Raw genomic sequence first — 18,037 nt, forward strand, 5'->3', positions numbered from 1 at the left:
GGGGCATGAATCAAGAGACCGTCAAAAAGAAGCTCCTTATTATTAAGGCCAACTCAACAAGTCTGGGAGCTGTCGAAGGATTCTTACGCAACCGCGAATGGAACATCAAATCCACCACCAACTTGAAAGAGGCTTTGATCTTTCTGGTGCAGGAACAACCTCAGTTTGTCATGGTCAGCATTGATCATCCCAATCGCAAGGTGCGCAACCTGCCAAAGATTCTGACTCAGGCCTTTCCGGTTTGTGTGATTGCTTTTGCAGAAACCAATTCAGCCGCGTCCTTCACCCTGCTGAACAACTGTAACACTGAATATATTCTTTATCCGCCCGTCACCGGACCTGCGGTGGAACGGACTGTGAACAAATACTACAAGGATCAGCAAACCCGCGACAGCAATCCCGCCTTCAATCGCAGCGGCAACACCGCCGAAGGTTCTGACGGTGTGATTTCCATCAAAGGCCAGGGCTCGGGCGAGGATGTTTCCAGCGCGCACAGTATCCTACAACAACTCTTAAGCGGCGATGACATGAGTGCCATGAGCAGCACCCCCGTCGGCTCGTCTTTAAGCGGCGTTCTTTCCGGCGACAGCCTGACTCAAACGCCCGGCTTATCAGCAGGTAACAGTGGCTTGGGACCCGACTGGGCCCGCCAACAAAGTCCCACGGATGAACACGGGTCCCCTTTTAACCCTGTGGGCTCTCTTCGTAATAGCAGCCCCGGTTGGGCGCCGTTGGAACAGCCTGCAAAACACACAGACCGCCCCACGCCAGAGCAAATTGAAAATCATCCCTCCGCCACAAAAAAAGATTCCATTATTCTGCGTGGAACCAAGGATGCCCTGGACAAGTCCTGCGTGAAAACGTCATTTGCGGACTCCGAGGCCATTGCGGATTCCACCAATACATCCTGCATCGTTGTCGAATCCCCGCGCTTTTCCGGCTATCTGATCACCGCCATGGGAAAAGACCGTCAGATTGATGACATGTTCATCGCCAAAATTCGTGAACGGTTGTTCCGCTTCCTTAAGGAAAACGGAGAAACCATCGAGGACAGCGATCCCATGCAGCTTAAAATCAAAGAGGTTCCCTTCGAGGACTGGGCACTGGAGCAGGCGGAGTTTCTGCGTAAATCCGTGCACAACGGACATGAAGTGGCGATGGCTTTTTTCCCGCGTGAAGACGTGAAAATCACCACCGGCAGCTCCGCTGACGAGGAAATGGCCAGCATTCATTTGAATGAGCTTGCCGGTGATGTCGCCGTGGAATTTAATGTTTATATATATCTGCCCAAGAACAATAAATATGTCCTGTACACCCCCCGCGGCAGCAAGTTCTTCAATGTGCAAAAACAGAGGCTGCAAAGTCAGGGCGTGTCCAATTTGCATGTGCTCAAAGCTGAAATTCAGGATCTGGACAAATACCGCGCGCAGAACTTCCTGAATGAAAAAATCCAGCTTTTTGAGGAAAAACTGAAAGAAAAAGTTTCCGTCTAAACCACGCCAAGGCGCAGTTTCCGGATTTTCTATTGACCCCGCGCCCGGGCAAGGTTTAGCTCTTAGCTTATATGGAATTAAGTTCAGAACGTCCGATGGGAACTACCTTGCAACAAGACAGCGCCATTTATCTTGATTACAATGCCACGACTCCGGTGGACCCTCGGGTCTTTGCAAGCATGGAGCCTTACTTCAAAGAACTTTACGGCAATCCCGCCAGCGCCGGTCATCACTGGGGTTGGGTTGCTGAAAACGCCATTGGTAAAGCACGCACTCAGGTGGCCGGGCTGATCGGTGCCCGTCCTTTGGAAATCACTTTCACTGGCGGCGCGACTGAATCCAACAACTGGGTGATCTTTGGATTGCTTTCCAAACTGCGTGAGGAAAACCCCACAGCTCCGATTCATTTTATCACCAGCCAGATTGAACACAGTTCTGTCATGAAGGCGATGGCCGCCGTGCAAAAACAAGGTGTCGAAGTTGATTTCCTTCCGGTCAACAAATATGGACAGGTGGAACTGGAAGCAATCAAAAAGGCCATCAAGCCGCATACCAAACTGATGAGCTTTATCTGGGTGAATAACGAAATCGGCTCTATCAATCCGATTCCGGAAATCGCCCGGATCGCCCGTGAACACCAGATCTATCTGCACACGGACGCCACTCAAGCCGCGGGAAAAATTCCGGTCAACGTCACTGAAATGGGTATTGATCTGATGTCTTTCTCCGGCCATAAAATCTATGGCCCTAAGGGTATCGGTGCACTTTATATTCGCGGCAAAGATCCCAAAGTTCAGCTGAATCCTTTGATTTATGGCGGAGGTCAGGAACGCGGCCTGCGTTCCGGGACTGTGAATGTTCCAGCCGTTGTTGGGTTCGGAACCGCGTGCGAACTGTGTCAGCAAAATCTGGACAGCGAAATTCAGCACATGACTGAACTGCGTAACTTCCTGTGGCAGCAACTTCAGGAAGCCATTCCCGGAGTTCATCTGAATGGTCATCCCACAGAAAGATCTCCGGCCAATTTGAATATCACTTTACCGGGAATTAAAACCGAGCAGATTCTGCCTCGTTTGCAAAAGCTGGGGGTCAGCACTGGTTCTGCCTGTGGGACCGGCGCCATGGTGGTCAGCCATGTTCTGCGGGGATTGGGGCTTTCCGCTGATGAAGTGCAGTGCTCTTTGCGCCTAAGTCTGGGGCGTTGGACAACCCGGGAAGAACTCAGCAAAGCTGCTGAAATCCTCAAATTAGCCATAAATAAATAGTCTTTTCATATACTTACAAACATCAACCGGAGGCTTATCTGAAGCCTCCCAACCCCTTGACAGCTGTGTTATACTAAACCGTACCGCAGTTAAAGGAGTTCGCGATGATTAACATTTCACCTGAAGCCGCGCAAAAGCTTGCGACGCTAAAAAAAGAAGAAGGCAAAGAAGATGCTGCCTTTTTGCGCGTTGAAGTTAAAAAAGGTGGATGCTCTGGATTGTCTTATAAGATGGATTTCGACACTGTGACTCGCGATGGAGACAAGTTCTTTGAATCCCACGGTCAAAAGGTAGCCGTTGATTCTCAAAGCATGCTTTATCTTTTGGGTATGACTCTGGAGTATTCCGGAGGTCTTAACGGCAAAGGCTTTGTCTTTAACAACCCCAACGCCAACAAGCACTGCGGTTGCGGTTCCAGCTTCAACGTTTAATTTTTAGGTACGGACTTACTTTTGGTTGTGCAAGTGCGCTACCAAAAGTAAGTCCGTACCTTTTCCCTTTTCCTTTTTAAGCGGCTACGGCTGTGCTGATAAATTCCTGAATCAGTCGAGCCACTTCTTCCGGCTGAGTTTTGATCGCCAAATGACCGGCCCCGGTCAGAGTCACAATATCTTCACAACCAATATGGCGGGCAAACTGACGATAGGCATCCTGATTAAACAGCAGATCCTGTTCATCATAAATCAGACGGCAGTCACCGCGATAAGTGTAAAGACGAGTGTGCCAATAAGCCCAATCCTCGGAACGCAAAATCCACGCAAAGTGATGGATCATATGGGCAACAAACTGCAACTTGCGGCCCTTTAAGGTTTCTACCGACACGGCCCCTTCACTGCGCTCATCCCTGAAAATTTGTGCGGATCGCTTCAGGAAACTGCGACCCATCGGTGTGGAAAGCATCACATAAACGCTTTTCAGATTCAGCGGAATAGAGAAAAAGAATTTCAGCTCCTTTGGCAGAAAATGACGGATGGGATCTGTCACCATCGGATTGATCAACACGGTTCTTTTCACCAGTTGCGGATGATGCGTGGCCAGTCCCCAGCACAAGGCACCGCCATAACTAAGACCCGCCACGTTCACACGCTGATTGGGAAAGTTTTCCTGAATGAAGCGCGCCAGAACTTCGATTTGCACGGTGAAGAACAGCTTGTCGCTGCTCATATAGATGTGACTTAGATTCGGAACAACCACCCGGTAGGTCTGCGACAGACTTTCAGCAATTGAATCCCAATGATGAACACTTCCTCCATAACCATGAAGAAGTATTAGCAGTGGTCCCTGTCCCCGTTCCCGGAAAGTGATCTTGTGTGACATCCATGAAACATATCGGTAAAGATCTGTTTACAGGATACTGCCCTTCGGTCCAGACCGCAGACTATTTCTGCGGCTTGCGGTCCTGCTGCTGTTGTTGCTGCTTCTGTGGCTGTTGCTTGGGTTGGCCACCCTGATTTTTATTCTGATTTTGGTTCTTACCAGACTGTGCCTTCTGCTGATTCTGTTGCTGCTTTGGCTTATTCTGCTGCTGTTTTTGCTGCTGATGTTGCTGCTGCTGCTGAGGACGTTTTTCCTCAGTCCCCGACGGCTGGGATGGCTGAGCCTGGACCTTGTCCGGGGTCAGCTTATCCTCGGGTTTTTCACTGAGCAACATGGTGTCGTTCACGGCCTTGGATTCGATGTGCTTGTTCGCACGGAATCCACGGATTTTCTTGGTCTGATTTTCAATGCGTTCCACTTGTTCCGTCAAATCCACCGTCACGTCACCATAACAATGCACCTGACAGCTTAAACGACGGCCATCAATAAAGTGGCTGGTTCCAATCAGGTTCAGCTCTGCCTTGTTGGGCGGTAGAATGTTGGAATCCCCTTCCTTAATGCGCACACGGCATTCGGCGCAGGAAGGAACACCTTTACAGATAGAGCGGATCTCGATTTTGTTTTCCGTAGCAATCTGCAAAAGGCTCTTGTTGGGAGTGCCTTCAACTTCGATATTCTGCGGAAGAAATTTGATTTTCATAACCAAGATCCTTTTAAACTAAACTGAACAGTCGTTCCCGAAGGCACGACAGTTTTTTACTTAACTACAATTTTAACGAACTTCTTTTTACCGGCTTTAACTACAAAGCTTTTGCCAGTAATCAGATCCATTTTCAAACGCGGATCAGAAACCTTTTCCCCGTCGATCTGCACGCCACCACCCTGAATCAGACGACCGGCTTCACTGTTGGAAGCCGCCAAGCCCGCCTTCACCATCAACGCGGCAAAGCCCACTTGCGCTTCTGCCGGAGCTTCAAAGTCAGGAACTTCATCCGGCAGGCCTTTTTCCACGAAGATACGGTTGAACTCGTCTTCCGCAGCTTGTGCTTCTGCCAAAGAATGGAAGCGTTTAATAAGGAACTTCGCCAGTTCCACTTTCACTGTTCTTGGATGTTTGCGGCCTTCAGCGACATCTGCTTTCAATTGCGCCAGCTGAGTACCCGTGATGTCCGTCAGAAGTTCATACCAACGGAACATCAGTTCATCAGAAACCCGCATGGTTTTACCGAACATGTCTTTAGGTGTATCAACAACAGAGATATAATTATCCAACGACTTGGACATCTTATTCACGCCATCAATACCTTCCAAAATTGGCATCGTCAGCACACACTGAGGTTCCTGACCGTAAGAGCCCTGCATCGCACGACCGACAAGAAGATTGAACTTCTGATCTGTCCCGCCCAGCTCCACGTCAGTTTTCAAAGCCACGGAATCGTAACCTTGTGTCAGTGGATAGATAAATTCATGAATCCCAATCGGAGTCCCGGACTTGTAACGCTTGGTGAAGTCCTCGCGCTCTAACATCTGCGCCACGGTGTACTTGGAGGTCATGGTGATGAACTCTGCCGGATTCATTTTCATAATCCAGGACGAGTTGTAAACGATCTCGGTTTTTTCCGGGTCCAGAATCTTAAAGATCTGTTTTGCGTACGTCAGACCATTCTGTTCGATTTCTGCACGAGTCAGCATCGGACGAGTCGTGTTTTTTCCTGAAGGGTCCCCAATCATCGCGGTGAAGTCCCCGATCAGGAAGGACACTTTGTGCCCCAAATCCTGGAAGGTTTTCAGCTTGTTGATGACCACTGTGTGACCGATATGAATGTCAGGACGAGTGGGGTCAGCACCCAGTTTGATATTCAATGGCTTGTTCGTCTCTTTGGAACGCTTTAGTTTTTTAAGCATGTCCTCGTCACTGATAAATTCAGCAACACCGAACTTGATTCTTTCCAACTGCTCTTTAGGATCTAAAAACATTACCTAACTCCATTAGTCCAGTCCAGCCTGCGCGCTTGCCAGCGCTACGGCATCCTCGCCCCGTGGGCGGTCTCAGTCCAGCCTGCGCGCTTGCCAGCGCTACGGCATCCTCGCCGTGGGCGGGACTACCTCGCGTGTTCGACGGAACGGGTTTCGCGGACGACGGTGACTTTGACTTGTCCTGCTTGCGGAACTTCGCGTTCGATCTTACGAGCGATATCGCGAGACAGCATCACAGCATGATCGTCAGTCACTTTCGCGGATTCAACCAGAACACGGATGTCTTTACCTGCTTGCAGCGCCAGTGTTTTCAAGACGCCGTCGAAGCTGTTACCGATACTTTCAAGGTCTTCCAAACGGTGAATGAAGGAATCCATCTGCGGACGACGCGCGCCCGGACGGGAAACTGAAAGTGTGTAAGCTGCATGAACAATCCAAGCCAGAATTGAATGTGGCTTTTCCTCTTCGTTGTGCGCACGAATTGCGTGACACACGTCTTCAGATTCATTGTATTTCTTCGCGGCTTCCGCCCCCACAAAGGCGTAGCTGCCCTCGATAGTGTGGTCGATGGCTTTACCGATGTTGTGCAAAAGACCTGCTCTGCGTGCCAGTTTCACACTGACACCCAGTTCGGCGGCCAAAAGACCGGCAATGGTCGCAACTTCCAAAGACTGATTCAAGGCGTTTTGACCTTGATAAGAACGGTACTTCAAACCACCGATGATTTTAATCAGTTCGGGGTGCATGTTTGGAATACCCAGTTCCATCACATGACGTTCGCCTTCTTCTTTGATGGATTTCATCAGTTCGTTACGCTGCTTTTCAGCGACTTCTTCAATGCGCGCCGGGTGCACACGGCCGTCTTCCATCAATTTTTCAATTGTACGACGAGCCAGTTCACGACGAACCGGATCGAAGCCGGAAATAACCACAGCCTCCGGAGTGTCATCCACGATCAAGTCCACACCACAGTGAGCTTCCAATGTACGGATGTTACGCCCCTCACGACCGATGATTTTACCTTTCATCTCGTCATTTGGCAGAGCCAGAACACTGACTGTTCTTTCAGAAGTGTATTCAGATGCAAAACGCGATAACGCGGTTGCCAGAATACGCTTGGCTTTAACGTCAGATTCCTTTTGGGCTTCCGCCTCGATCTGCGCAATTTTCTTCGCAGCTTCCTGCTTGGCTTCATCTTCCAGGGCTGTCAGCAACTGGCGACGAGCTTCGTCCTGGCTCATGGCCGCAACGGATTCCAGCTTGTTTTTCAATTCAACAGCGTGCTGTTCGCCTTTTTTCTCCAGATCCTTGATACGGTTTTCAGAGATCGCCACTTTTTCCTCGCGATCCTTCAAAGAATTCAGGTATCTTTCGTTTTCTTCCATTTTTTGTTTGAACTGATCCTCGATCTCTTTCAAACGACGGTCCAACTGGGACTCTTTGTTTTTCAAAGTGGATTTTTGCTTGTGAATGTCCTGCTCGACATTCTTGCGGGCGCGGGTTTCAAAGTCTTTGGCTTTGTTTTCGGAATCTTTTTTAATTTTGGCAGCCTCAGAATTGGCCTTGTTAACAATACGCTCAGCCTCAAAACGTGCTGATTTCTTTTTGTTGTTATCCTGCAAGCGCTTGATAACGAAAACAACGACTCCACCAATGAACAGGCCGATAATGGCGCTGATTACGATCTCCATGATTCATTCACTCCTGATACTTCTTGCAATCGACCCAGCCTGATTCTGTGAGAAGGTAATCCATCACCACATCATGAGGCTCGGTAGGAAGCGGATCTGCTGCGATCTGAAAATCAAAACAAATTCCAACCTTGATCCCCTGGTAGTCCTGCAGGGTCTTGTCATAAAACCCCTTACCTTTACCCAGGCGATTGCCATTCTTATTAAAAACCAAACCGGGAATAAGCAGCCCCGAAATCTCGGACAGGAATCTTTGTGCAGAGCCGGGCTGAGGTTCCCAGACTCCATAGGGTCCCAGAACGAAAGCCCGGGTCTCAAAGAATTCCAAATGCCCCTCGACCATTTTCGGAAAGGCCCATCGCAAGTGCGGAATGTGAATCACTTCCTCGACCTGCGCCTCTTCCGGCAATGCCCGATAGGCTCCCCAAACACCCGCCTGCGATTTTAAAAAATCCCGCAGGTGAGCATCGAGCTGCTTTTGATGTTGAACAAGACCTTGCGCAAACTCTTGAGCGCAAAGAGATTTAAAGAAGGACCGACAGTCCTTTTTAGAGCTCCAGGAAACAGACATGGACACTCCAAGAAATCAAAACAAAGTCAGTTGTTCAAAACCTTGTTGTTCTTGGAATTTTCTAGATCCATTGAAAGCTGCAAAGCTCTTTCCTCAAGTTTTTCCAACTCGCGGTGGGCTTTACGTTTCAATAGAATAAGTTCTTCGGCAAGATTCATCGCCGTGAGTACGGCCGCATTCTGGAAAGAGCCATTCTTTGTGATGGACATGGCTTGATTCATTCTGTTGTTTACAAATTCAACGAGCTCCTCAACAGTCGCATCGTCGTGAGAGGTTTTTAATTTGTAAGGGACACCCGCAATTAGGAAATTGTAGGTTTTTTTCTCAGATGTCACTAGCACCTCAACAGCTGCAGAATCTATGGGGCCTAAACCGGCCAGTAAAAATGCCTAAACCTTTTAAAACTCTAGAAAAATTCCTAGATCAACACTCCAAAAAGTATATCTCTAAAAGGTCGATATTCAACAGATTTATTTTTTAGAACAGGTGCATATAATGCCGAGATTCTTCTGATTTTCGCAGACGACGGACCTGTTGCCCGGACTGTCGTTCAGTTCATACTCCATGACATCCTTGAAGTTGCGCATATAGGCCGCAGAAACTCCATTAAGCTTCGTGTCATTATAAGAGTATTCATCTGTTTTGATCACAGAATTCAGCAGAAAGTTGTTGATGGTGTCTTGTTTGGGATTGATGCGCTGATTCTCAGTCAATTTGATATCCGTCACAACGCCCTTTTCATCGACCTGCTGCAAGATCAGCTCGGTCTGGACCTTTTTTGCTCCGGAAAACTTGGTACGCAGAATCAGGTTCATCGCCTGTTTTTCTGCATCCAGATAGTGGATCTTTCTTTGACGCAGCTGCGACTGAGACGTCACGAACTTTTCATCTGCGATGTCCTTCAGGCGGTTCAAATCCACCTTAAATGACAGTTTTTCATCTTGTAGTTCCGGGAAACAGCGCATGAGGTTTTCATACGAAACAGAGATGGGCTTTACGCCTTGAGCCGCCACCGACAGCGGCCCCAACAATAAGATCAAACCAAATACGTTCTTGAGCATGTACTTAGGGTAGTGAAAAGCCTCTCTGGGTTCAATGAAAAACCAAGAAGGACCGGGTTCTGATCTACATTCCGACTTGGACTGAGACGCCCGCTTTGGCATCTTTCCCCAACGCCTGCACCGTGTATGAACCCGGGAAGACCATCACATAAGATCCTGGTCTGGTCGGGGTCGCCACTAAATAACGATCATGAGTAATATCCATGGCAATTCCCGGAGCCGACACCCAGTTCTGGACAATTCTGCCATTCTTGTCATTACTGAAGTCAAAAAGTCCCGCAAGATCCGCCGGAGAGCTGGCATCACGAACCATGTTGCACAAATAATCCACTTCCAAAATTCTTTTTCTATCAGCATCAGGAAGCTGGGACTTGTCCCGCTCTGACAAACGCGTCGGACAACCTTCGTAAGACAAGCGCTGGATGGCATCTTTTTCCCACGCACCCGTCAGATAAAGATCACCAAAATTCCCCTTCTCCAAACGGAAGAAGGACTTTTTTCCATAGAAGAAGGACTCCAAAAATTTATCCTGCTCTGTTTTCGACTGCAGATTGCGATAAACAACCACACGCTCGCCTTTAATCGCCGGGATATCCAAACGCTCCAAATTCAAAACCGTGTTCTGTCCGGCCTGCACCCTGACCAGCCCCGGATAAAGAGTGTTTTCAAATCCAACCAGATATGTTCCCTCTGCCAGTTCCTGACGAGCATTCAGATCAAAGAACACAGGTTTGCTGCAAGACCCACTTTGCCCTTCCACACACTGCGCGACTTTCACTTTTTTGAAAACCTGCGAAGGAGCGGCCTGACCATTCACGGTCATAGAGCCCATACTTTGCGCCTGCGCCCAGGAGGCACTTACCAACATGGAGGCATAAACGGCATAAGTTCCGAATCGTTTTAAAAGTTTCATTAGAACAACTCCCCGGAAGACTTCACTTTAATCATATTCACAATTCTTTTATCCTGACCGTACACATCCGGAAGGAAGCGCAGTTCGGCATCGTCCGTTCTGTCCACGGTATAATAAGTCAGAAACACCGGAACCGGAGTGATTAACGGAATGCGCATCTTCTGATATCGAGGGTCCGGACGATCACCTTCATGAGAAGGAACCAAACCACTCATTTCATACTTCGTCCAACTGCCACCGGAAGGACTGATGGCTGTCGTATTTCCCGAAAGAATGTATTCGGCAAACTGGAAAGGGTCTTCCAAACGAACACAACCGGAACTCAACTGACGACTGGTATCATCGAAAAGATTTTTATTATCCGTATAGTGCAGATAAATAGAGTATTCATTTCTTAGCGGGAACTTCACCACGCCCAGGGCATTGTCTGTGCGCGCTTCCTGAACCAGAACATAGTTTCTGACAAAACGGTCCCAGTTGATATTGGCGCGTTCACTGGCAGACACGTCCACCAACGCCCCATTCACCCACTTGCGAACACTGAAGCCTTTCCTGGACAGATAATTCGGATCAGCCTTGATCATCGGAATTTTGGTCGCGGCAATACTGTCCGGAACAACCCACTCAGGATTTAGCTCAACATAAGTCACACGGTCATTGTAAAGCATCGGCGTACGCCAGTGCTCGCGGCCGGAGATCGCACGGAATTTCATCACGCGCTTATAGTTGTCATAAAGACGGAACTCTGCCGCCGCAATATTCACATAAACATAACGGGTCGGCATTTCACTTGGCAGCCAGCGCAGTCGTTCCATATTGGCTTCGATCTGCATAATACGCTCGCTGACCGGCACATTCATAAAGCGCAGAACCTGAGGACCGACAATCCCGTCACTGGTCAGGTTGCTGGATTCCTGGAATTTGCGAACAGCCGCATCCACTTCGCTGTCAAACACATTGCTTTCAAAATTATTCAAACGATACCCCAAAGACAGCAGACGCAAGCGCAACTGCACAACCTGAGGTCCTTTATAACCCAGCATAAATTTGCTGGATGGAGCTTTGATGTCAGCCCACTCTTTGGCATCTTCAATGCCGCGGAAATAGGCCAGAAGCTGCTTCAGATCCGCATAGTTCGCACCCCGCGGGGAAAACTTATCCAGCAGTGCACGCAGGTCTTCCGCAGATCTTGATTCCGCAGTATCCAACGTGTTCTTCAGAACATCGAAGTCCTTAAAGACCTTGCGATCAACTTTAATATCCGAATCCACCTGACGCGGGTCCAGACGACCATTCTGCAAGTGATCCACATAGCGCAGCAGCGCTTCAGTCATCATAAGTTCCAAAGTAATAGAGAAACTGGCCAGCTTAGGACTGGTGGAATACCCTTCCAGGGTCGCATCCCAATAATCCGCGACATTCAATCCGTGCAGATGTGCCGTTTTCAAAACAGTCTTAAGCTTCGTCGCCATCGGTGTCAGCTTCCCGTCCGCCGTCACCCAAATCGGACGATAGCCACGAAGCTTATAAAGAGTCAGAAGCGGAGTTTGATGCAGAAAATAGTCGCCAATCTTAAATAACGGCGAAGGGCTTTGCCTGTTAAGCTGAGTTTCAATCTGCGCAGGTGTGGTCGCCCCTGCGCCGGACGACATCAGAATACTTAGACCACAACTAATATAGATAGACTTCTTAACCCAACTTTTCATAGACATAGAAACCTCTTCAGGTTCCTTATATCCAAATAAAGTGCCACCCCTGCTGGCAGCCAAAAGGGTTTCGGGTAAACTTTTCTAGACAGGAGCCGCGAATTGTCAGCGAATCTCAAAATGAGACAGGGGCTTTTCAGCCCCCGTTTTTCACATCAAAGAGTTCAGCAGGCGGATAATATCCACATCCGGCGGCTGGGCAATACCGGCACCCGGCTTCGGACCGGTCAGCTCGTCCAAAGAGTAATCCATGCGCGAATCATAGCGACGTTCCCACTGATAGCGCAGCCACTTTTCACGATCATACCAAAGGCGCTTATTTTCATCATCGCGGCAGGATGCCAGCTCCTGCGGGTTGCTTGCCCCCCAGCGCAGCTCGACACAATGATAAGGGTCAAAACTCATCGCAAACACACGCTGACGCCCCTCTTCCAGATTCAAGGTCACGGGTGAACCGCTGGAGTTCACATACGTAAACTGACAGGCGGCGGCTTCGCGTTGATAAGTGGCCAGAAGATCCGCAGCCAGATTCGCACCCGAATACACGATCGCCGGATCACCCGCACGATGACGCTGCACCAGATTGCGGGACTGATTCAGAATATCCATGAAAGACACTTTCAGGCGCGCATCCCGACTTGGTGACGCGTAGTCCTCCCATTCCCCGACAGTTCCATAAATATTTGTCGGCAGACGCTCGGGATGGGGCTTCATATCAACACCGGCTTTACGAGCTTGTTCCACCGCCACCACGCGGTCCTTCAAGTTCACGCAAATATCCGCCAGCACCTGCTGCATATCCTTGATAGGATCAATACGCAGTTCCCCGCTGGCCATCATAATACGCAGATAATCATAGTACGGAAAGGCCACCCCACGGAACAGGAACTTCCCCTTGTTCCAGACGCCTTCAGGGTCCGGACTGTTACCATAGAACTGTTCCAGACTGTAAGCCGCCAGTTGATCATTGCGAGCCCCGATAATCTTACCGCCATAATAGTCCCCGGCCGAGTTTCGCTGCGCGCCCTGCAAGGACAAAGGACGGAAGTTTTTAAAGCCCGCCCCGTGTTGTGGATGGCTTCGTGAAAACTTGGGCGTGTACATTCCTGAGGTCAGCGTGTTGTCCGGGTGAGAATCTATATAAAAAATCCGTCCGTCATCAGTGACTTTATAAATAATCGCCACATGCCCGTTGGGATCATAGATCACTGTGCCCGGACGAATGGTTTCACGACTTAGCTTGACCGGATAAAAATCAGTGAAACGTCCGGTGTCTTCCTGACCGATCATGCGAAATGTTGCCGAATAAGTCATATCAATCAAAGTACTGTTCAGCAAACTGACGGCATTCGGGGAACTGGTGCGGGAAGGAATAACATCATAACGGCCGGTGACGTAATTTCCCATCGTGGAATAACGCACATCCTTGTTGGTGTTTCCCGGACGCGCACTGACACTGCTGACGACGGACATGGGAAGACCGTTCTTCCAGGCAAAATACCCGCGCAGATAATATGGTAGATCAGCACAATCAGCAAAAAGTCTTAGGTTGGACGGGTCAGTTCCTGCATAGGGGTTTGCAGAGCTGCGCAGACAGGTGTCCACCTTATCACATTCACGACGCTCGACAGCTCCGCCGATTTGCGAGACAAACTCACCAAAGCGTTGTTCGTCAACCGCAGTCCAGGATGGTTTTGTGATACGCCATCTTGAATTGCTTTGGGCTTCCGCGAAAGCCGGCAACAACAACAAGCCCAACATCAAAATCCTTTTCTTAGTCATGTAACCTCCATGTGCCCCTTATGGGCGCTTTGACCATTTGTTCGACGGGCTGAAAACAGTCCTATCAAAAATACCGCAGCAAGAACACCTGTCACGCTTCTTGCTGAGGGGTTTTGAGTCAATGACAGAAGTTTAATAGATATTGAAAATATCGGAGGACGTTTCATGACAAAGTTTAAGTCTCGCCGACTGTGCTCGGCGGTATTGAGTATGTTGATTGCCAGCTCTCCCATGCTGAGTATCGCGCAGGAAATTTCGGCCGTTGAAGCCAACGCCACATCCTCTGCCAAACCTCAAGCTTTGCAAAAATCTGAATTGCAGGTGGGCGGACGCTACTTCATCACGGCTGATGCTTTAAATGTCAGAAGCAGCAATGCGACCTCCGGAAATATCGTGGGCAAGCTGTCACTGAATGATGAAATCGAAATCATCGATGTCCTGAATGAGGGGACTCCCCTTGTGCAAATCAAGATCATTCGTTCTGCTTCTGTATCTGCGGATGTGGCACCTGAATTGTTTGTTTCCAAGGACTATCTAAGCACGAAGTCACTGGTCACAGCTGCCACGAAGTACTTTGTGATCCAGAACGTGGCGACAGAAAAGACCCGCGTTTACGAACGTTGTACTGAAACACCGAACTGTTCACACAAACTTGTGATGGAAACAGACATGGTCGTGGGTCGTCCTGAAGAAGGAACAAAAACAGATCCTCACGCTTTCAAAACCTGGCTGGGCCATGCGAAGATTTCTGAGTGGGTGAAGTTCTATCAGGACGGTCAGCAGCATTATCCTCACTGGTATAAAGCCGGAGAGTCCCTGAAGTATATTCCGGACCCAATCACGGACAGCATGACAAAAACGCTGGGCTCCCGCAAATGGATGGTGAAAGATGCAAGGGGCAACACCACGATGCACGGTGCTTTCGGCTGGTATGCTGCCAAGGTGACTCCGGCTGACGACATTAATGGTATGAACTATCAGTGGATGCACGGAACTATCGGCTGGGGTAAAGACGGAGCTGCTGCTATTGAGCTGACTCGCGGATTCTTCGCCAACCTGTTCACAAACCCGGGCTCCTCCGGTTGTACTCGTCTGGAAAACCGTGCGATTGCGTACCTGCGTTCCATCCTGGCGCCGGGCACCGACATCTATCGTATCTATGCGCGTGAATCCACTCGTGAAGTGGAAACAATCACTGGCGTGTTCAAGAAGAAGGTGACTCCACTGCCTCGCTATGCGCACAATTTTGAAAAGCCAGCAGTATGGAACTACATCCTTCTGACTGACGGCGCACAAAGAAGCAACGGTTTGACTGCTGATGCACAAGAGATCATCAACAAAGCTATTCCTGTGATCACAGGTCAAAACCTGATTGAACGCGGCACTTACGATGTGGATCAATATCCGAATGCAGCGCCTTTGAACTATGGAAAATCTGCCGCTTCCGGCGATTCTGGAGACCGTTATAAAATCGACTCCGGCTGGGAAAAAGATGCAGCGAAAACAAACTTCAAAGGTTACTTCCTGGTGGACGAAGGTCGCTTGGTGGATTACTCTCACCCTGACAGCGTAAAAACCAAAGGTGTGATCCGTGTAAGTGGTTTGTCTGACTTCAGAACTTCCGTTCCTGAGTTCCTGACAACTTCCGGCAAGCACAATCCGCCAAAAGTGACTTACAGAACTGAGAACGACAACGGCAATCCTAACAGCAGGTAATGCCACTGGAGATCAATGATCTACCCAACTGATGTCTGTATGACAGGCGTGACGGGGCTCGTGGGACACGAGCTCCTTCTGCTTTTAGCCCACATTGATGAAATCAAAAGTATCAAAGCCATCTCCCGCCGCCCTTTGGGACGAATACCCCCGAAAACCGACAATATCATCTTGGATTTTGAAGCCCTGGACAAACATCAGGATGCTTTGCAAGCCACAGTTTTCATTTGCTGTCTGGGCACCACCATTAAAAAAGCGGGCTCGCAAGAGGCTTTCCGCAAAGTGGACTATGACTATGTTATTCAGTTTGCCAAAGTGGCCGAAAAAGCCGGCGCACAGAAACTGCTGGTGATTTCCGCACTGGGTGCTGATCCCCAATCCGGCATCTTCTACAATCGGGTCAAAGGCGAAATGGAAGAAGCCCTGCGAGGTCTTAAAATTCCGCAAATTGAAATCTTTCAGCCTTCGTTGATTTTAGGAGAGCGCAAAGAAGCCCGGCGCGGGGAAGAGTTCGCACAGAAGATCAGTCCGCTGTTAAATGTCCTATTAAGAGGGCCGTTAAAAAAGTATCGCGCTATTTCCGCGACAGACATTGCCCGGGCGATGGCGATTGCCACACTGAATTTTCACCCGGGATTCCATGTCTATAAGTCAGATCACATTCAAAGAATTGCCGATCAAAAATAATTACGCCGCAGGGATTATTTGATCTCTGCGTATTGAACTGAATACTTTTGTTCAGAGGAATGACAAGTGTCAGATGTGCTTGCCACATCCACGGAAACCTTCAAAGCTGCCGGATAAATTGTTCCGAACTCAATACGACCCGCCACATTCAACACAGCAGACAATCCGGAACCGCAACCGCTTTCCCAAACATCCACCATCGTCGCCTGGGCAACAAAGTTCAGCTTGTCTTCATTGTGACGGCTGGTCTTAACAATAGTCAAAACTGCCGGGGCAGAACCATCCGGGCTGATCACTTCGATATTTTGATCATCAGCAGTGACGTTTAATTCAGAAAAACAGATGGTGCCCGGAACTTCATACGGCACGTAGTCCATTGCCTTATAGCAGGTTTCGGCTTGGGAAAAGGCCGGCGCAGCCAAAAGAGAAAGAGTAACAACAAATAGTTTCATCAGGAACCTCGCTTTAAAAAGTTTCGAGGCCCCTTTATAGCCGAAATGTTCCGGCAAAATCGTCAGGATTCTGTCAGAGCATTGTGTGTTTTATCTTGAGTTAGTGGAACAAAGACTCCACAAATTCCTGAGAAGAGAACGTGCGCAGATCCTGAATGCGTTCCCCGACACCGATCAGTTTAATGGGAATATGCAGCTCTTGTGCAAGTCCCACGGCCACCCCACCTTTGGCAGTTCCATCCATTTTAGTCAGAACAGCCCCCGTCAGGCCCAAAGCATTATGAAATTCCTTAGCCTGCATCAAAGCGTTTTGACCAGAATTGGCATCCAAGACAATCAAGGTTTCATGAGGCGCATCGGGAATCACCTTGGTCATCACACGCTTCATCTTTTTGATTTCTTCCATCAAATTCGCCTGCGTGTGCAAACGGCCCGCCGTATCCACGATCACCACGTCATACCCTTGAGCCTTGCCTTTCGCCACAGCATCAAACGCCACGGCACTGGGATCTGTTACACCTTCCGGAGAAAAGATTTCCACCTGTGCTCGATCCGTCCAGACTTTCAACTGCCCGCCTGCCGCCGCACGGAATGTATCACCCGCAGCCACCAGCACTTTTTTGCCTTCGCCCGCCAATTGTGCAGAGATTTTACCAATGGACGTGGTCTTACCCGCGCCGTTAACCCCAACAATCATCAGAACTGTCGGGCCTTCCGAGGCAAACTTAATCTTGGACAGAATCCCGCCCTGTACAGTCGCGGAAGCTGAATCAGAGAAGATATTTTTGATTTCCTCCTTCAACGCCTCACGAACCGTGTCGTAATCAGCACGTTCTTTTTTTGAAAGTTTGTCTTCGATTGCTCCCATCAGGCGTTGAACTGTGGTGGGACCCAAATCACTGGTATAAAGAATCTCTTCGATCTCTTCCAGATGCTTGTTGCTGGTTTCACCTTTGAACAGACTGCGAATACGACCGAACAGATTTTCCTCGGTCTTGCGAAGGGCGTCGCGCAGATCAACAGCTTTTTCCTCCAGCGCCACCGCGGCGTCATGCAAATCCGGAACAGATAAATCCGAAACAACATTCCCCGTGGAATCAATATGCGCCAGACGCACACCCTCGGTTTCCTCAACTTCTGCAGTTGTCGGAATTTCACGTTTTGTTTCGTGAGTCAGTTCCTGTGCCTTCTTCTTAGAGCTGCGAACCATGCTGATGATCAATGCACCGAAAATCACTACAAAGATCAAAACAACCAAACCAGCCAGAATCGTAATTTGCTGCTCATGCCCCGGGGACATCATCGAAACCTCCAACTATGCGCGTCAAAAAGGTAGGGAAAACACCCCCTATTTACCGCACTTTACAGACAGAAACCAGATCATTCTGGGTCTGTTTCAAGCTCTG

17 protein-coding genes are annotated in these 18,037 nt (G+C 49.1%); 5 read left to right on the forward strand and 12 right to left on the reverse strand.

Annotated elements, in window-relative coordinates; all coding sequences use genetic code 11:
• Positions 1 to 5: 5 nt before the first annotated feature.
• The 3 genes from EZJ49_RS02300 to EZJ49_RS02310 all read left to right on the forward strand — a co-directional run bounded on the left by EZJ49_RS02300 (position 6) and on the right by EZJ49_RS02310 (position 3,189).
• Positions 6 to 1,493 (forward strand): hypothetical protein, encoded by a 1,488-nt coding sequence (locus tag EZJ49_RS02300; RefSeq protein WP_262553966.1) that lies wholly within the window; start codon positions 6 to 8, stop codon positions 1,491 to 1,493.
• Between the two features lie 95 nt (positions 1,494 to 1,588).
• Positions 1,589 to 2,758, forward strand: a complete 1,170-nt coding sequence (locus EZJ49_RS02305) for a cysteine desulfurase family protein (RefSeq protein WP_262553968.1) — start codon at positions 1,589 to 1,591, stop codon at positions 2,756 to 2,758.
• A 104-nt stretch (positions 2,759 to 2,862) separates the two neighbouring features.
• Positions 2,863 to 3,189, forward strand: a complete 327-nt coding sequence (locus EZJ49_RS02310; RefSeq protein WP_262553970.1) for a HesB/IscA family protein — start codon at positions 2,863 to 2,865, stop codon at positions 3,187 to 3,189.
• Between the two features lie 76 nt (positions 3,190 to 3,265).
• On the opposite strand, the gene EZJ49_RS02315 is transcribed toward EZJ49_RS02310, so the two are convergent.
• The 10 genes from EZJ49_RS02315 to EZJ49_RS02360 form a co-directional block, all read right to left on the reverse strand.
• Complete coding sequence (locus tag EZJ49_RS02315) at positions 3,266 to 4,075, reverse strand: alpha/beta fold hydrolase (protein WP_262553972.1); 810 nt, start codon at positions 4,073 to 4,075, stop codon at positions 3,266 to 3,268.
• A 61-nt stretch (positions 4,076 to 4,136) separates the two neighbouring features.
• Positions 4,137 to 4,775, reverse strand: a complete 639-nt coding sequence (locus EZJ49_RS02320; protein ID WP_262553974.1) for a 2Fe-2S iron-sulfur cluster-binding protein — start codon at positions 4,773 to 4,775, stop codon at positions 4,137 to 4,139.
• Between the two features lie 56 nt (positions 4,776 to 4,831).
• Positions 4,832 to 6,052, reverse strand: coding sequence for a tyrosine--tRNA ligase (gene tyrS, locus EZJ49_RS02325; protein ID WP_262553976.1), 1,221 nt, complete (start codon positions 6,050 to 6,052; stop codon positions 4,832 to 4,834).
• A gap of 125 nt (positions 6,053 to 6,177) precedes the next feature.
• Positions 6,178 to 7,743 carry a ribonuclease Y gene (gene rny / locus EZJ49_RS02330; protein WP_262553978.1) on the reverse strand — a complete coding sequence of 522 codons (1,566 nt, stop codon included), beginning with the start codon at positions 7,741 to 7,743 and terminating at the stop codon, positions 6,178 to 6,180.
• 7 nt (positions 7,744 to 7,750) lie between these two features.
• Complete coding sequence (locus tag EZJ49_RS02335; protein ID WP_262553979.1) at positions 7,751 to 8,314, reverse strand: 5-formyltetrahydrofolate cyclo-ligase; 564 nt, start codon at positions 8,312 to 8,314, stop codon at positions 7,751 to 7,753.
• Between the two features lie 26 nt (positions 8,315 to 8,340).
• Positions 8,341 to 8,649: a cell division protein ZapA gene (locus EZJ49_RS02340; protein ID WP_262553981.1), complete on the reverse strand. Its 309-nt coding sequence runs from the start codon at positions 8,647 to 8,649 to the stop codon at positions 8,341 to 8,343.
• 135 nt (positions 8,650 to 8,784) lie between these two features.
• Positions 8,785 to 9,375 (reverse strand): hypothetical protein, encoded by a 591-nt coding sequence (locus EZJ49_RS02345; RefSeq protein ID WP_262553982.1) that lies wholly within the window; start codon positions 9,373 to 9,375, stop codon positions 8,785 to 8,787.
• 64 nt (positions 9,376 to 9,439) lie between these two features.
• Positions 9,440 to 10,288: a hypothetical protein gene (locus EZJ49_RS02350; protein ID WP_262553984.1), complete on the reverse strand. Its 849-nt coding sequence runs from the start codon at positions 10,286 to 10,288 to the stop codon at positions 9,440 to 9,442.
• Positions 10,288 to 12,000: a murein L,D-transpeptidase gene (locus EZJ49_RS02355; RefSeq protein WP_262553986.1), complete on the reverse strand. Its 1,713-nt coding sequence runs from the start codon at positions 11,998 to 12,000 to the stop codon at positions 10,288 to 10,290. The genes EZJ49_RS02350 and EZJ49_RS02355 overlap by 1 nt, the downstream gene beginning before the upstream one ends.
• A 144-nt stretch (positions 12,001 to 12,144) precedes the next feature.
• Positions 12,145 to 13,776, reverse strand: a complete 1,632-nt coding sequence (locus EZJ49_RS02360; RefSeq protein ID WP_262553987.1) for a hypothetical protein — start codon at positions 13,774 to 13,776, stop codon at positions 12,145 to 12,147.
• A gap of 165 nt (positions 13,777 to 13,941) precedes the next feature.
• Between EZJ49_RS02360 and EZJ49_RS02365 the strand changes: the two genes are divergently transcribed.
• Positions 13,942 to 15,492, forward strand: a complete 1,551-nt coding sequence (locus EZJ49_RS02365) for an SH3 domain-containing protein (RefSeq protein WP_262553988.1) — start codon at positions 13,942 to 13,944, stop codon at positions 15,490 to 15,492.
• Between the two features lie 15 nt (positions 15,493 to 15,507).
• A complete protein-coding gene (locus EZJ49_RS02370) occupies positions 15,508 to 16,179 on the forward strand; it encodes an oxidoreductase (RefSeq protein WP_262553990.1) in 672 nt (223 codons plus the stop codon).
• 14 nt (positions 16,180 to 16,193) lie between these two features.
• Here EZJ49_RS02370 and EZJ49_RS02375 read toward each other — a convergent pair whose 3' ends face one another.
• Positions 16,194 to 16,631 (reverse strand): hypothetical protein, encoded by a 438-nt coding sequence (locus tag EZJ49_RS02375; protein WP_262553991.1) that lies wholly within the window; start codon positions 16,629 to 16,631, stop codon positions 16,194 to 16,196.
• 100 nt (positions 16,632 to 16,731) lie between these two features.
• Positions 16,732 to 17,934 carry a signal recognition particle-docking protein FtsY gene (ftsY, locus tag EZJ49_RS02380; RefSeq protein WP_262553993.1) on the reverse strand — a complete coding sequence of 401 codons (1,203 nt, stop codon included), beginning with the start codon at positions 17,932 to 17,934 and terminating at the stop codon, positions 16,732 to 16,734.
• Between the last annotated feature and the right edge of the window lie 103 nt (positions 17,935 to 18,037).

This window comes from Bdellovibrio bacteriovorus (assembly GCF_025558485.1).
Lineage (GTDB): Bacteria > Bdellovibrionota > Bdellovibrionia > Bdellovibrionales > Bdellovibrionaceae > Bdellovibrio > Bdellovibrio bacteriovorus_G.